This is a genomic window from Caulobacter sp. FV2ye17ST (assembly GCF_058680955.1).
In genome coordinates, this window is the sequence record NZ_CM178727.1 from 3,095,384 (window position 1) to 3,109,412 (window position 14,029).

Consider the following 14,029-nt stretch of genomic DNA (forward strand, 5'->3'; position numbering starts at 1 on the left):
AGGCTACCCCGGCATGCGCATCTGGGGTCGGCGCTCGTCGTTCAACGTGCAGAAGGTGATGTGGCTGGTGGGCGAGCTTGACCTCGACCATCAGCATGTCCCGGCCGGCGGAGACTTCGGCGGCCTTGATGATCCCGCCTTCCTGGCCATGAACCCGCATGGACGAGTGCCCGTCATTGAAGACGACGGCGTGGTGGTTTGGGAGTCGCACGCCATCTTGCGCTACCTTGCCGCCCGCCACGGGGGCTCAGACTGGTGGCCCGGCGATCCCGCCGAACGCGCGCGCACCGACGGCTGGATGGACTGGTCCCAGACCACGCTGCAACGCGACTTTCTGACGGGCGTCTTCTGGGGCTGGTACCGGACGCCGGAAGCTCAACGTGACATGGCGGCCGTCGAGGTCGCCGTCGCCGCCTGCGCGCGCCACTTTCTTCTGATCGACAGCATACTGGCCGACCAGGCCTACCTCGGCGGCGACAGGATGGGTCTCGCCGACATCGCCGCCGGAACGCATCTCTATCGCTATTTTGAACTGGATATAGACCGGCCCAGCCTGCCCCATGTCGAGGACTGGTATGGCCGCCTTCGCTTACGCCCCGCCTACGCCGAACACGTGATGATCCCGTTCGGTGAGATGAAGGGACGCCTGGCCTACTGATCCGCCGTCAGGATCGTGAACACCACTTCGCGCCGGCCGCGATAGCCCAGCGACTCGTAAAGGCCGATGGCGGCGGCGTTGTCGGCATAGCTGTGCAGAAAGGCCTTGTCGCCGCGCGCCAGGATCCTGGCCGTGACTTCGCGCAAAAGCCGGGCCGCATAGCCCTTGCCCCGATGATCGGGATGCACGCAGACCCCGCTGGCTTCGGTATGGCCCTCGGGGCGCATTCGCTCTCCGGCCATGGCGGCCAGCCTGCCATCGACCCGCACCCCGACGAAGGATCCCAGCTGATGGGTGCGACTGAAGAAGGGCCCCGGCTTGGTGAGCGTGGCCAGCGCCAGCATCTCGGCCGCGTCGGGGTCGCCCAGATCCAGGATTTCGAAATCCGCATCCCAGGCCGGCGCAACCGTCTCGGCCGTCATCTGCAGGCAGACGGCCCGGGAGACGACCCGTGTTCCCGGCGCGGGCGGCGGGTCGAACGGCTCGATCAGTCCCACATCGCCATAGTCAGCGACAAGCGCGCCAAGATCCGCAAGCGCCGAGGAAGAGTTGTCTGCCGATCCGGCGAACAGGCCGAAATCCGGATGCGTGCGCAAGGCCCCACCCCTGCGGATCGCCACGTCAGACTGCCGGCCGCCGAAGGCTGACCAGACCGGCCGGTCCAGAACATGATCGCTCACGCGGGGCTCCAGAGATCGACAAAGGCCGGGCGGCCGCCTGATCAGCGACCGCCCGGTCAGGTGTTCTAGTCCAGGTCTTCGGCCAGGATCGCCATTTCGAACATGAACGAGCCGTCCTCGTCCTCGTCCTGGAAGACCACGCCGATGAACTCGCCGGCCACTTCGACCTCGGCGGAGTCCTTCTGCTTCGGGCGGGCCTTCACCGCGATGTGCGGGTTGCCGAAGGTGCGCTTCAGGTGCTTTTCGATCTTGTCGATGGATGCAGCGTCCACGGGAGGCTCCTGTTTTCTTTGTTGGGCGCCGTGGCGCGTGTCGGGCCGAAACTAGCGCCCTGCGGCGGAGTCGCAAGCCGCTTCGGCCAGACCAGGCGGCATTGGCGTCGTTCTTCCCTCCTCGACCAGCCAGTCGCGGAAACGGATCGCGCCCTGACTGGCGCCCTCGAGGGGCGTCAGCGCAACGACCGAGGCTTGACCAGTAACGAAACCGAGCGGCGCGACCAGCCGGCCGCTGGCCAGATCGCGCTGCACGAAGGCCCATGGGCCGACCGCCACGCCCAGCCCGGCGGCGGCGGCCTCGATCATGTAGAAATAGTGGTCAAACTCCTGATGGCTGATCGGCGCCGGGAGGCCCTCAGGTCCTCCGGCCAGCTTGCGCGCCCAGTCGTTCCAGCTTTCCATGAAGGTGCGGGTATGCAGGCGCGGCAGGCGGCCGATGCGCTCAAGCGTCGCCTCGCCCGCCGCCGCCAGCTCGGGCGACATCACCGGACCATGGAAGTGCGGCATGAAAGGCGTGACGTCCCCGTCGGAAGAGCGGGTGTCACCATCGACCCGCATGCGGATGGCCAGATCCACCCCGTCAGCGCGGAAATCGAACGGTCCGTTGGATTCCATCACCCGAACAGGAATGTCGGGGTGCGCCGCCTGGAAGCGCGGCAGACGCGGGATCAGCCACTTCATCGCGAAGGTCGGCAGGCACGAGACGACCAGAGGTCGCGGCCCCACCTGCGGCGGACGCGGCACGGCCGCCTCGATCTGGTCAAAGGCCGGCGACAGGGCCTGGGCCAGCTTCAGGCCCTCGGGCGTCATCCGCAGACGCGAGCGCGGCCCTTCGGTCAGGGCGACGCCCAACTGTTCCTCAAGCTGCCGGATCTGCCGGCTGATCGCCCCGTGGGTGACACACAGCTCGTCGGCGGCAAGGGTCATGCGGCCATGCCGCGCGAAGGCCTCGAAGGCGCGCAGGGCGTTCAGCGAAGGCAGGGCGCGACGAGCCATGTGATGAAACCTCACAGAAGGCTGACGGATAAGTCGTTATCGCGGCGGATTCAACGGGGTCATAAGGCGTCCATGCCCGCTCCCGACCGCATCACCCCCGCGCAAGTCCTGGTTCTGGTCGTGATCTGGAGCGCCGTGGTCTATGGCGCCGCCGCCCGCCATCAGCCGGCCAGATCGACCCTCTCGCCGACCGCAAGGGCTCAGGGCTGCGGCGTCAGCTTGATCTCGAACAGCTTGGGCCAGAACTTTCCGGTCACGAACAGGCGATCGGTCGCCGCTTCATAGGCAATGCCGTTCAGCACATCGACCCGACCGCCGGCCTGATCGGCGGCGCTCAATAGTCCCGACAGATCGATCCAGCCCGTGACATGGCCGGTCTTGGGATCGATGCGGGCGATACGGTCAGTCTGCCAGATATTGGCCAACACCTCGCCCTTCACCCACTCCAGCTCGTTGAGGTTATCCACAGGCTTGCCGTCGTCAGTGACCTGGATGCGACCGGTTTCCGTCAGCGTCTCGGGGTCGAGAAACCGCAGCGCCGATGTGCCGTCGCTCATGATGATCCGCGTTTCGTCGCGGGTCAGGGCCCAGCCCTCGCCGGGATAGGAGAACTCGCCGACCAGCTCGAAGGTGGCGATGTCGTAGATCAGGCCGATCTGGTTTTTCCAGGTCAGCTCGATCAGCCGGTCCTTCCAGTCGATGACGCCTTCCCCGAAATAGCGGGAATCGACCAGACGCTCCTGCTCGGGCAGGCCGGTCTCGAGCGTCACCTTGCGGATCGACGAGCGGCCCTGCAGGCCCGTGCTCTCATAGAGAAAGCCGTCGCGCCAGAAGAGGCCCTGGGTGAAGGCGGCCGTATCGTGCGGATAGGTGTTGACCACCGTATAGCCATACTGGCGCGGCTTCTCCGCCAGGGCCGGCGCGGCGACGCCGACGGCCAGCGCGACCGCGAGGATCAGGCCTTTCAGGATGCTGGACCGCACTCAGATCACGTAGTCGTACACGGCCTCGGACAGGGTCTGGTCCATCGACCGGGCCGGCTCGTCGCAGGTCGGGCAGTTGACGATGCGGGCCGGAACGCCGGCCGCGGTGCAGTGCGGCGGCACGGGCTTGAGCACCACGGAGCCGGACGCCACCTTGGCGTAGTCACCGACGGTGATGTTGCCGAGCACCTTGGCGCCCGCGCCCAGCAGCACGCCCCGACCGATCTTCGGATGACGGTCGCCGCGTTCGGCGCCGGTGCCGCCCAGGGTGACGCCATGCAGCATCGAGACGTCGTCGCCGACCACTGCGGTCTCGCCAATGACGATGCCGGTGCCATGGTCGATGAACACGCCCTGCCCGATGCGGGCGGCCGGATTGATGTCGACCTGGAACACCTCGCTGGCCCGGCTCTGCAGATAGAAGGCCAGGGTCTCGCGGCCCTCGCTCCACAGCCAGTGCGATACGCGGTGGGTCTGCAGGGCCAGGAAGCCCTTGAAGAACAGGAACGGCTGGACGTAGCCCTTGCAGGCAGGGTCGCGCTCGAACACGGCCATCAGATCGGCCTCGGCGGCGGCGACCAGGGCGGGGTCGGAATTGAAGGCTTCGGCGGCGAATTCCCGCGCCGTCATGGCCCGCATTTCCTGGTCGCCCAGCTTGCGCGCCAGCTGGAACGTCAGGGCGTCGGCCAGATTGTCGTGGCTGAGGATCACGGCGTTGAGCAGCGAGGCCAGAGCCGGCTCGGCCTTGGCGGCATGTTCGGCCTGGTTGCGCAGCGCCGCCCAGACGGGGACGGACGACTGGTCGGTAACGACTTCCAGATGCTTGGCCACCGGGCTCTCCCTCTGCCTGCTGGTACTAGAGCATCCTTTTTGAAGACGCACTAGTCCTGTTGGGAAAGGCCCTGCCTTCGCCCGGTCACGCCTATTGTAGCACGAGACGGGCCAGATCGCTCGGAAGCTCTCCCCTGACCGCCATATGGTGCACCCGAAGCAGGAGCGCCACCGTCAACGAGTCCGGCATGTGCCCGGCAACCGCCGCGTCCAGCGCCTCGGCGAAGGGCACGCGCGCCACGGCCAAGTCTTCGGTCTCGTCCGGCGCGGTCGGCGCGGGCGTCAGTTCCATGGCCAGAAAGCCGTGGCAGATCTCGTCGGTGACCGAGTTGGACAGTTCCATCCTCAGGATCGGACGCCAGTCGGCGGCCTGCAGCCCAACCTCCTCGGCCAGTTCACGCTTGGCGCCATCCAAAGGATCCTCGTCCAGTGGCGCGCCGCCCTCTGGCAGCTCCCAGCTGTAATTGGCCAGCGAAAAGCGGTTCTGGCCGACCAGGGTCACGGTGCCGTCCTCGTGCAGGGGCACCACGCCGATCGCCTGGTTCTTGAACCCGATCTTGCCATAGAGCGCCGGCCGGCCCGTCGGGGCGATGGCCTGGTATTCGGTCAGGGTGATCCAGGGATTGTCATAGACCAGCTTGCTGCTGCTGACGCCCCAGGGCTTTCCGTGCGGCTTCAACCACGAAGGTTTGTCGGACATCGAAGGCTCGCGACTTGTGGCGGCCGGTTCGCGGCCATAGGTGTCTGCTCCTACAATGCTTCGTGGAGATCGTCTTGACCGGTTCCGTTCCCCCCGCGCCGGCGTTTGGCGAAATCCTGCCGATCGAGGCCTCGCCAGAGGTGCTGGCTTTTCTGGCGCGACGCCGGTCGGCCTCGGCCATGACCCTGACCGCGCCTGGCCCTGACGACGCCGAACTGGCTGACCTGCTGCGGCTGGCGGCCCGCGTGCCCGACCATGGCAAGCTATCGCCCTGGCGGTTCGTGATCCTGCGCGGCGCCGCAAAGGACATCTTCGCCGAGAAGATCACCGCTCTGGCCGGAGACCAGGCCAATCCGGTGAAGGCCAATGCCGCGCTGCGCAAGCTGACCCGGCCGCCGGTCTGCGTGGCGGTGATCTCGCGCTACATCCGCGGTGAAATCCCGGAATGGGAGCAGCGCCAGAGCGCCTCGGCGGTGTGCATGCAGATGCTGCTGGCCGCACCGGCCATGGGCTGGGGCGCCAACTGGATCACCGACTGGTATTCCTACGATCCTCGCGCGCTGAAAATCCTGGGCGTTGCGGACGGCGAGCAGGTCGCCGGCTTTCTGTATCTGGGCACCTCAAGCGAACAGCCCCAGGAGCGGGTTCGGCCGGATGTGGCGGCGATCACCAGCGAATGGACGCCGGGCTAGCGCCAAAGGCCCTTCCCGCGCGTTGTGCTGAAACACCGAGGACGGAGACGACGATGGCGCGACGCAAGGATCCCTGGGCCGGCATGGCCTGGGACGCATGGGCCATGGGCCTGGAAGCCTCAACCGTGATCGGCCTGCGCACACTGAAGATCGCGGCCGGCGGCGCGGCCGCCCAGACCGAGATCGATCTCATGATCAGCGAGAAGATGACGGCGGCCATGACCCTGCCGATGCTGGCCATGACGGGTCAGCTGGGAACGACCGGCCCGGCAGTGGCCGCCCGCTCGCTCAGCCATCTTCGCAAGAAGGTCCGCGCGAACCGTCGTCGTCTCTCGAAAGTCTAAGATCAGCCTCGACCGCGATAGGGCGCAACGCCCTGATCGGGAACCCACAGGCCTTCCGGCGCGGGGCCGGTCTGCCAGAACACATCGATGGGAATGCCGCCGCGCGGATACCAGTAGCCACCGATGCGCAGCCAGCGCGGCTGGGCGATCTCGACGATCTTGCGGGCCACCTTGACCGTGCAGTCCTCGTGGAACGAGCCATGGTTGCGGAAGCTGGTCAGATAGAGCTTCAGCGACTTGCTCTCGATCAGCCAGTCACCCGGCGCATAGTCGATGACCAGATGCGCGAAGTCGGGCTGACCGGTGACGGGGCACAGCGAGGTGAATTCCGGGGCCACGAACCGCGCCAGGTAGAGCACGTCGGACTGCGGATTGGGCACGCGCTCGAGAACGGCCGCTTCGGGGCTGGCGGGCGCATCGACCATCTGGCCGAGCTGGGTGACGTTGAGGTCTGTCATCGCCGGGATTTAGGCCCGTCCAGCGCCCGAGACAAGCGGGTGTCCCGCCGCTACAAAAGTCCAAACACATGTTCGAACGCGGGAGGAACACTATGATGGGACGGGATTTCGAGGGCTTCACGGTTGTGGTCACCGGCGCCTCGACGGGCCTTGGCCGAGCCATCGCGGTGGAAACCGCCCGACGCGGCGCCGGCCTGATCGTCGTCAACTTCGCCAGCAACGCCCAGGACGCCGAGGAAACCGCCCGCCTCATCCAGGCCGAAGGGGCTCGGGCGGTTCTGGCCCAGGGCGACGTCTCCCAGGATGCCGACTGCCGCAAGATCGTCGAAGCCGCCGCCGCGACCGGGCGAATCGATGCGCTGTTCAATAACGCCGGCATGACCAAGTTCGCGCCCAACCACGCCGATCTCGACGCGGTCGACGCCGAGGACTTCCTGCGGCTCTACAGCGTCAATGTCGTTGGCGCCTTCCAGATGGTTCGCGCCGCCCGCTCCCTGCTGGAGGCGGCGCCGCAGCCGGGCGCCGTGGTCAACACCTCGTCGATCGCGGGCGTGGTCGGCAACGGCTCATCTGTGCCCTACGCCGCCTCGAAAGGCGCGATGACCACCATGACCCTGTCTCTGGCCAGGGCCCTGGCGCCCAACATCCGCGTCAACGCCATCTGCCCCGGGTTCATCGATACGCCCTGGTTTGGCAAGGCGATGGATGCCGACAGGGTGGATCGCCTGCGGGCGGGCGCAGCGGCCGCGACCCCGCTGAAGGTGGCTTCGACGGCCGAGGACGTGGCCGGAGCGGCTGTCTTCCTGGCCTCTCCCGCGTCGCGCCACGTGACGGGTGAGACGCTGCTGGTGGACGCCGGCCTGCACCTGGGCGGCGCGAGTCTGTCTATGCGCTAGAGATCAGCGATGCGCGGAAGACACGGGTAAAGGTCAATCAAGCGTTAACCCTGCACTGTGGCTTTGGTCGTTCATTCTGAAGCAAATTCGTCACACTCAGTTCAAACTTTAATCGAATAACGCCGTTCGTGCTGGCGCTTTGCCCACTCAGATTGCAACTACATGACAGTCAGCGACTAATCGGTCGTCGACACAGTGCGCTTGCAGGCGCCGTCGAACTCGGGGCCAGCCTCCGGGAGGCGACACAGAGAAGGGGATAGACCACAATGAACATCATGAAGATCGCGCTGGCTTCGGCCGCAGCTACCGTTGCTCTCAGCGGCGCCGCCATGGCGCAAGACTCGCTGAAGCTGTCCTACAACGTTGGCGTCGCCAGCGACTACGTCTTCCGCGGCGTGAGCCAAACCCAGGAAGATCCGCAAATCTTCGGCGGCGTCGACGCCACCTATGGCATTGGCTATGCGGGCGTTTGGGCCTCGAACGTCGACTTCGGCGCCGAAGACCCGTCGGCTGAAATCGACATCTATGCCGGCGTGAAGCCTGTCGTGGGCGACACCAACCTGGACCTGGGCATCGTCTACTACGGCTACACCAAGGACAAGGGCATCCCCGGTTCGTTCAGCTACGTCGAACTGAAGGCCGCCGCCTCGCGCAGCTTCGGTCCCGCGACCCTGGGCGTGTCGGCGTTCTACTCGCCGGAATTCCCGGGTGATACCGGCCGCGCGTTCTATTACGAGCTGAACGGTGCGATCCCGGTTGCCGAGAAGATCTCGGTGAGCGCCGCCATCGGTCACCAGGACATCAAGTTCGCTGGCGACTACAACACCTGGAACATCGGTGCGACCTACGCCATCACCAGCAACCTCGGCGTCGACCTGCGCTATCACGACACCGACGAGCATGGCTACGGCGCCATCTACGACTCGCGCGTCGCCGTGAGCCTGAAGGCCGCGTTCTAAGAAAAACGTCCCGCGTCCTTGACGCAGAACGGAGCCGCCCCGGTCACCCGGGGCGGCTTTTCTGTGTCTGGAACAACCGCCCGCCCTATGGCCGGAGGCCCAGCCCCCTACCCCATGCGCCGACGACAGCCTCGACGTCGGTCAGGATGGCGAAGTTCAGACCCATGACCTTGAGCGCCGCCTCATGCACGTCCGCCTCATAGGCGGCGCAGGCGTCGGCGGGCACGAAGACGTGGAAGTCTTGATGAAAGGCGTCTCTGGCCGTGCAGTCCACGCAGCACTCGGTGGTCAGCCCGCACAGGATCAGGGTGTCTATTCCCCGCGCCCGCAGCCTGTCGCCAAGGCCGGTGCCGGCGAAGGCGCTGTAGCGGGTCTTCTCGATCACCAGTTCGCCCGCGACGGGCTTGGGACCATAGAAGTCAGAGCCGGCCTGACCGGCGCGGCACAGGTCGCTTTCGACATCGGGATCACCGCCCCGTCGCGCCATGCGCTCGCGCCATATCGGCGAGTCGGTGGCGGGCGTGGTGGACAGGCCCACGAAGATCACCGGAACGGCCGCCGCTCTCGCCGCTTCGGCCAGCCGTTCGGCGGAGGCCAGAGCCGGCCCCACGGTCGAAAGATCGACGCCCATGCGGCCGATCACGCCCTCCGGCGCCGCGAAGTCGACCTGCATGTCGACGATCAGCAGGGCTGTCCGGCCCGCCGCAATCCAGTCTGGCTTCAGCTGGACGGGGGTCACGCGAAGCGCCGCCTCAGACCCGGCAGGATCTCGGCGCCGAACATGGTCAGACCCGCGACATAGTCGGGGAAGATCAGCATCAGGCCGTCCAGCTCGCAGTCTTCAACGAAGGCCGCGATCCTGTCGCCACAGGTCGCCGGGGAGCCGATCACGGTTTCGGTCATGAACGCCCCCTGCTGCCGGGCCGCCGCGTCCAGCTTGTCGGCGGGCGCGCCCCAGCTTCGCAACATGGTTCGCACGGCGTCCAGATCAACCCCGTCGGCATAGGTCTGAGCCAGGGTCTGCGCCGCCGCATCGGTTTCCGCATGGACCACCGTGCACATCGCATAGGTTCGGATCGACTTGCCCAAGCCTTGCGCCATCGACCTGGCCCGCCGGCTGGCGGCGCGGCGGTCATCGGTGGTGGCCCCACCAATGAAGCAGGCGTCGGCCTCGGCCACCGCGAAGGCGAAACCCCGCGCCGAACTCCCCGCGCAGATCAGGTCGGGCCTGGGGCGCGAAAGCGGCTTGGGGTCGGACTGGCAGTCGGTCAGATCGAAGAACCGCCCGTGGTGATCGACCCGATCCTCGCTCCACAGCCGCTTGACCACGTGGGTCCATTCCTCGGCCAGGGCATAGCGGTCATCATGGTCCAGCGCCTCGTCCCAGGCGCTCATCTGGGCGAATTCCTCGCGATAGGCGCCGGCCACGATATTGAGGCCCGCGCGGCCGCCGCTGATGTGGTCGAGGGTGGCGATCATCTTGGCCGCCACGGCGGGGTTCTGCAGCATGGGATGCAGGGTCGCCCAGATCTTCACGCGCTTGGTGGCTTCGGCCAGGCCCGCCATCAGGGTCACCGATTCCAGAACCGTGCCCCAGTGGTCGGTCGCGCCGCCAAAGCCCCGAAACTTGGCCATCGACATGATGAAATCGAGGCCGATCTCGTCGGCCAGCACGGCGGCGGCCCGGTTCTGTGGATACAGGCCGTCGATGCGCGGCGTCGTCCCGGAGACGATCCAGCCGCCATTGGCCACCGGCAGGAAGACGCCGAAATCCTTGTGATGGGGAGAAGACGCGCTCATGCCTTTTCGTAGCACGAGGTCGGCGGGCGAAAACCGCCGATCTTCATCCCTCGCCTGTTCAGTCCGCGACGTCGACCATGTCGGCCGGCGGAACGGGCGGGCGCATGAACAGCGCGGCCACGAAGACCACGGCGATCACGGCCGCGAACAGCTGGAACGTCGGCGCGAAACCGCCCAGCCGGTCGCGCATGGCGCCGGCGATGAACGGTCCCGCCGCCGAGACCGCGCCGACAAGGCAGGTCAGGGAAAACAGTTCCAGATTGCTGCGCCTGCCGTAGTAGTTGAGCAGCAGCACCGTCACGGCCAGCACGGTCAGGCCAAAGCCGACACCGGTGCCGACGGCATAGAGCAGCATCAGCGGCAAGGTCGTCGCCGAGGCCAGCGCCATCAAACCGGCCACCAGCATCGCCTGCGCGCCGACCAGCAGCCACTTGGGATCGACCCGGTCGCCGATGAAACCGCCGCCCAGCCGGGCCACGGTCTGCATCAGCGATTCCAGGCTCAGCATCTTGGCGCCGATGGCCGCCGCCGCCGCCGCGGCCATGCCGGCGGCGACCCCGATCTCGCCGATGTGGCTGACCGACACGCTGGCCACCGTGACACCGGTCAGCAGGTGCGTGAAATAGGCCGCGACCAGCACGTAGAACTGCGGCGTACGCAGCGCCGCCTTCACAGGCCATTCGTGCGCGGTCCGGTAGACCCGGGCGTCGGCGGGCGCCTCGCGGGCTTCCTGTTCGACCTCGACATCGACGTCATGCGCGGCCTCCGCCAGCCACTTCGAGCCGCCGACCATGGCCGCGCAGACCGCGCCCACCACGCAGGCGAGCACCGCCTGAACCAGCCAGTAGATCCGCCAGTCATTGTCAGTGCCGCCCATGATCGCCAGGGCCATCCACGGACCAGCCACGCCGCCCAGCGAGCCGAAGGTGAAATAGATCCCGAACGGCAGGGCGCGCTTGCGATAAAGCGCCGACAGCACATGCGTGCCGGGGATCAGGGCCGCCATCTGGAAACCGATGCCGCACAGGGCCGCGCCGACATAGTAGCGGGCAATGCTCTCGGACCCCGCAAAGCCCAGCAGGCCCGCGCCCAGCACCGCCGAGCCCAGCAGCAGGGTTCCGCGCACGCCGATCCTGCGGATCAGGATCGCCGGCAACCAGGACGAGGCCCCCGTGAACAGGCCCAGCACCGAAAAGCCCAGGAACGCCTTTTCGAAACTCCAGCCCAGCTCACCGATCATCGCCGGCAGAACCACGCCCAGCGACCCGTAGGTCGAGGCGGTGATCAGGAACAGAAGCAGGCTGAAGCCTGCCAGCAGCGAGAGGCGACGGATGTTCGTTGGGGCCAAGATCAGAGCGTCCGCTTGAGGGTCACGCGCCATTCGCGGCCCTTGCCGGGCAGCGCGCCCAGATTGGCATAGGTGTCGGCGTCAGGGGTGAAATAGAATGTGTCGAACAGATTATCGACATTGAGCTGGGCCGTATAAGGCCCGCGCGTCACATAGGCCGAACCGTTGACCACCGAATAGGCCGGATAGTGGACGGCGTTCTGCACCGTTCCCGCGGTTCGACTCACATGGCTGACCCCCAGGGTCGCCCCGACCTGGCCCCAGTCATACCCCTTGCTGGTATAGGCGCCGTACAGGCTCACCACCGACTTGGGGATCAGGGTGTAAGCATAGTCGCCGCCACGCCCTGGAAGACCTGCGAAGCTCCAGACCACATAGGAGCCGCCATAGGCGTTCGCGCCCGCCACACCCGCCGTATAGGCCGGGATGTACTGGAACGAGGCGTCCGGTCCCTTGATCGTGGTGCGCTGACTATTGCCGGTGAAGGTGAAGCTGAGCTGCTCACTGGCCAGCCAGCGAACCTCGAGCTCGACACCCTTGGCGCGCGTGCCCTGCACGGTCGGCGGCGAGCTGTTGGTCAGCTGGGTGCGGTTCTGGCGATAAGCGGCCAGCGAGCCGACCAGCGTCCCGTCAAGCAGCTGGAACTTCACGCCGGTCTCGGCCAGATCCGAGTTCGATAGCCAGGAGCCGTCTGCCACCAGCGAGGGGGCGATGTCGCCCGCCTGGCTCATCTCCAGGGCCGAGGCCTTGGCGTAGCTGATGTATGGCATCAGGCCGAAAGGGACCTTGTAGGTCAGGCTGGCGTTCCAGGTGGCCTTGTTGCGGTCATCGGCCTGGCTGCCGGCGATCGTGTAGCTCAGGAACCCGGTGTCCTGGCTCTCGACCTCGTAGTGGTCGTAGCGACCCCCGACGATCAGGTTCCAGCGCCCGGCCTCGATATCAGAGGTGAAGAACAGGCCCGACTGGTTCCAGTCCGACCGGTTGTCGTTCTCCCAGCGCAGGCCGACGCCGCCCGGCTCATCGGTGAACGGGCTGTCGATGGTGTCCGTCGCCGTAGCGCCAAAGGCGATGTCGCGGCGATCGAGCGCGATCAGACCGCTGTTAAAGCTCTCCCGACGCCGCCCTTCGAACCGACGGTGCGAGGCGCCGACCAGGGTGCGCGCGCTGACCGAACCAACCGTCGTCGGCAGGGCCAGGGTGACGCGGGCTTCGCTGACCTTGGCGTCGATGGCCGACGGGTAGCCGTAGGAGACGAAGCGCTCATTGTCCTGGCGATCGTGGAACAGCTGCAGCTTCAGGGTCCTGTCGCCGCCCAGGTCCTTGGCGAGGTCGAAATAGAGCGTGCCGGTGGTGGTCTTCGAGAAGTCGGCCGGGCTGATATAGACCGTGCGGCGGCTCAGCTTGGTCGCGCCGACGCCGGTGTCCAGGGTGTGCGCCGGGTCGCTGCTCGGGAAGCCGTAGTACGGAATATAGAGCGCGCTGGCATAGGGATAGAAGCCGACCTCGTTGGGCGTGAGACGGCCATTGCCATCGGCGTCGACCAGGCTGGTGTCGCGGCCGGTGATGTAGGTGCGATGGTCGATCAGGTCCTGGGTCAGGCGGTTCCAGCCGGGCGTCTGCACGTCGCCGTCCGAGTGGAAGCCCATACCGCCAAAGGCCGTGGTCCAGCCGTTGCCCAGGTCGAAATCGGCCGACAGCTCGATCAGCTGCCGGCGCGGATAGATGCCCCGGTAGTAGCTGTGGCTGTCCTCGACCTCACCGTAGACATAGACCCCGCCCTGCGCCGCGCCCAGGTTGACCGGCGCGCCGAACTGGCCGGTGACGAGCTTCTTGTTGTAGCTGCCGAAAGTGGCGGTGACCTCTCCCTCGGGCTCGGCCAGGAAACGCCCCTCGTCGCGCGCCGACTTGGGGATGAAGTTGACCAGCCCGCCCACCTTGCCGGCGCCATAGACCGGGGTGGGCGGACCGCGCAGCACCTCGATCCGCGCCGCGCCGCCGATCGGCGTGGAATAGGTGCCGCGGTTCTCGACCCGCTTGAAGCCGCGGAAATAGTTCTCGGCCAGTGTGCCGCGGATGTTGAGCGCGCCGGGCACGCCATAGAAGCTGGCGGTATGGGTTCCGGGTGAAACGGCGCTGACGCCGTCCAGGGTTTCGATGCCGAAGCGCTCCAGGGTCAGGTCGCTGACAAGGCTGGCGGAGCGGGGCGTCTCGATCAGGGGCTTGTCGATGCCGAACACCGTATCGGACGGCTGCCTTTCCAGCAGGCCGGCCTTGTCGCGGGCCAGGACCAGAACGGCGTCGACCTGGTCGGCGACCTGGGTTTCCGCGTAGGCCCCGGTGGCGACCAGCATCGTGAAGGCGGAAACCGAGAGCAGCAGGCGTCGAAGCGACATGACAGAAAACCCCAAC

Annotated in this window: 15 protein-coding genes and 1 pseudogene; 5 read left to right on the plus strand and 11 right to left on the minus strand. The window is 66.7% G+C overall.

The features are described 5' to 3' along the window. Positions 1–13: 13 nt before the first annotated feature. Complete coding sequence (locus ACW17V_RS14780) at positions 14–658, plus strand: glutathione S-transferase family protein (protein WP_492105833.1); 645 nt, start codon at positions 14–16, stop codon at positions 656–658. Here the strand turns inward: ACW17V_RS14780 and ACW17V_RS14785 are convergent. The 6 genes and pseudogenes from ACW17V_RS14785 to ACW17V_RS14810 form a co-directional block, all read right to left on the minus strand. After that, positions 652–1,338, minus strand: a complete 687-nt coding sequence (locus tag ACW17V_RS14785; protein ID WP_492105834.1) for a GNAT family N-acetyltransferase — start codon at positions 1,336–1,338, stop codon at positions 652–654. The genes ACW17V_RS14780 and ACW17V_RS14785 overlap by 7 nt on opposite strands. 65 nt (positions 1,339–1,403) lie before the next feature. Continuing rightward, positions 1,404–1,610: a DUF3126 family protein gene (locus ACW17V_RS14790; protein WP_035044878.1), complete on the minus strand. Its 207-nt coding sequence runs from the start codon at positions 1,608–1,610 to the stop codon at positions 1,404–1,406. A gap of 51 nt (positions 1,611–1,661) precedes the next feature. Next, positions 1,662–2,609 carry a LysR substrate-binding domain-containing protein gene (locus ACW17V_RS14795; protein WP_492105835.1) on the minus strand — a complete coding sequence of 316 codons (948 nt, stop codon included), beginning with the start codon at positions 2,607–2,609 and terminating at the stop codon, positions 1,662–1,664. A gap of 200 nt (positions 2,610–2,809) precedes the next feature. Continuing rightward, positions 2,810–3,592, minus strand: coding sequence for a glutaminyl-peptide cyclotransferase (locus ACW17V_RS14800; RefSeq protein ID WP_492105836.1), 783 nt, complete (start codon positions 3,590–3,592; stop codon positions 2,810–2,812). Further along, positions 3,593–4,423 (minus strand): serine O-acetyltransferase, encoded by an 831-nt coding sequence (gene cysE / locus ACW17V_RS14805; RefSeq protein WP_492105837.1) that lies wholly within the window; start codon positions 4,421–4,423, stop codon positions 3,593–3,595. 91 nt (positions 4,424–4,514) lie between these two features. Continuing rightward, a pseudogene (locus tag ACW17V_RS14810) lies at positions 4,515–5,193 on the minus strand (NUDIX domain-containing protein). 4 nt (positions 5,194–5,197) lie between these two features. Between ACW17V_RS14810 and ACW17V_RS14815 the strand changes: the two are divergent. Both ACW17V_RS14815 and ACW17V_RS14820 read left to right on the plus strand, forming a co-directional pair. Further along, positions 5,198–5,815: a nitroreductase family protein gene (locus ACW17V_RS14815; RefSeq protein ID WP_492105838.1), complete on the plus strand. Its 618-nt coding sequence runs from the start codon at positions 5,198–5,200 to the stop codon at positions 5,813–5,815. Between the two features lie 53 nt (positions 5,816–5,868). Beyond that, on the plus strand, positions 5,869–6,159 hold the full coding sequence (locus ACW17V_RS14820) for a hypothetical protein (RefSeq protein WP_492105839.1): 291 nt from the start codon (positions 5,869–5,871) through the stop codon (positions 6,157–6,159). Between the two features lie 2 nt (positions 6,160–6,161). Here ACW17V_RS14820 and queF read toward each other — a convergent pair whose 3' ends face one another. Next, entirely contained in the window at positions 6,162–6,617 is a 456-nt protein-coding gene (gene queF, locus ACW17V_RS14825; RefSeq protein ID WP_492105840.1) for a preQ(1) synthase, read from the minus strand. Between the two features lie 68 nt (positions 6,618–6,685). On the opposite strand from queF, the gene ACW17V_RS14830 reads away from it, so the two are divergent. Next, positions 6,686–7,513 carry an SDR family NAD(P)-dependent oxidoreductase gene (locus ACW17V_RS14830; RefSeq protein WP_492105841.1) on the plus strand — a complete coding sequence of 276 codons (828 nt, stop codon included), beginning with the start codon at positions 6,686–6,688 and terminating at the stop codon, positions 7,511–7,513. A 266-nt stretch (positions 7,514–7,779) separates the two neighbouring features. Beyond that, entirely contained in the window at positions 7,780–8,472 is a 693-nt protein-coding gene (locus ACW17V_RS14835) for a TorF family putative porin (protein ID WP_492105842.1), read from the plus strand. Positions 8,473–8,557: 85 nt separating this feature from the next. On the opposite strand, the gene ACW17V_RS14840 is transcribed toward ACW17V_RS14835, so the two are convergent. The 4 genes from ACW17V_RS14840 to ACW17V_RS14855 all read right to left on the minus strand — a co-directional run bounded on the left by ACW17V_RS14840 (position 8,558) and on the right by ACW17V_RS14855 (position 14,013). After that, positions 8,558–9,145 carry a cysteine hydrolase family protein gene (locus ACW17V_RS14840; RefSeq protein ID WP_492108808.1) on the minus strand — a complete coding sequence of 196 codons (588 nt, stop codon included), beginning with the start codon at positions 9,143–9,145 and terminating at the stop codon, positions 8,558–8,560. Between the two features lie 62 nt (positions 9,146–9,207). After that, positions 9,208–10,272 carry an LLM class flavin-dependent oxidoreductase gene (locus ACW17V_RS14845; protein WP_492105843.1) on the minus strand — a complete coding sequence of 355 codons (1,065 nt, stop codon included), beginning with the start codon at positions 10,270–10,272 and terminating at the stop codon, positions 9,208–9,210. Between the two features lie 58 nt (positions 10,273–10,330). Then, positions 10,331–11,653: an MFS transporter gene (locus tag ACW17V_RS14850; RefSeq protein ID WP_492105844.1), complete on the minus strand. Its 1,323-nt coding sequence runs from the start codon at positions 11,651–11,653 to the stop codon at positions 10,331–10,333. Continuing rightward, positions 11,623–14,013 (minus strand): TonB-dependent siderophore receptor, encoded by a 2,391-nt coding sequence (locus ACW17V_RS14855; RefSeq protein ID WP_492105845.1) that lies wholly within the window; start codon positions 14,011–14,013, stop codon positions 11,623–11,625. The genes ACW17V_RS14850 and ACW17V_RS14855 overlap by 31 nt, the downstream gene beginning before the upstream one ends. Between the last annotated feature and the right edge of the window lie 16 nt (positions 14,014–14,029).

Bases quoted from the DNA above. Each gene is read 5' to 3' on its own strand.
- ACW17V_RS14845 (WP_492105843.1), bottom strand. From the start codon at position 10,272: ATGAGCGCGTCTTCTCCCCATCACAAGGATTTCGGCGTCTTCCTGCCG.
- ACW17V_RS14850 (WP_492105844.1), bottom strand. From the start codon at position 11,653: ATGGCGCGTGACCCTCAAGCGGACGCTCTGATCTTGGCCCCAACGAAC.
- ACW17V_RS14820 (WP_492105839.1), top strand. From the start codon at position 5,869: ATGGCGCGACGCAAGGATCCCTGGGCCGGCATGGCCTGGGACGCATGG.
- ACW17V_RS14840 (WP_492108808.1), bottom strand. From the start codon at position 9,145: ATGCAGGTCGACTTCGCGGCGCCGGAGGGCGTGATCGGCCGCATGGGC.
- ACW17V_RS14855 (WP_492105845.1), bottom strand. From the start codon at position 14,013: ATGTCGCTTCGACGCCTGCTGCTCTCGGTTTCCGCCTTCACGATGCTG.
- queF (WP_492105840.1), bottom strand. From the start codon at position 6,617: ATGACAGACCTCAACGTCACCCAGCTCGGCCAGATGGTCGATGCGCCC.
- ACW17V_RS14780 (WP_492105833.1), top strand. From the start codon at position 14: ATGCGCATCTGGGGTCGGCGCTCGTCGTTCAACGTGCAGAAGGTGATG.
- ACW17V_RS14830 (WP_492105841.1), top strand. From the start codon at position 6,686: ATGTTCGAACGCGGGAGGAACACTATGATGGGACGGGATTTCGAGGGC.
- ACW17V_RS14795 (WP_492105835.1), bottom strand. From the start codon at position 2,609: ATGGCTCGTCGCGCCCTGCCTTCGCTGAACGCCCTGCGCGCCTTCGAG.
- ACW17V_RS14835 (WP_492105842.1), top strand. From the start codon at position 7,780: ATGAACATCATGAAGATCGCGCTGGCTTCGGCCGCAGCTACCGTTGCT.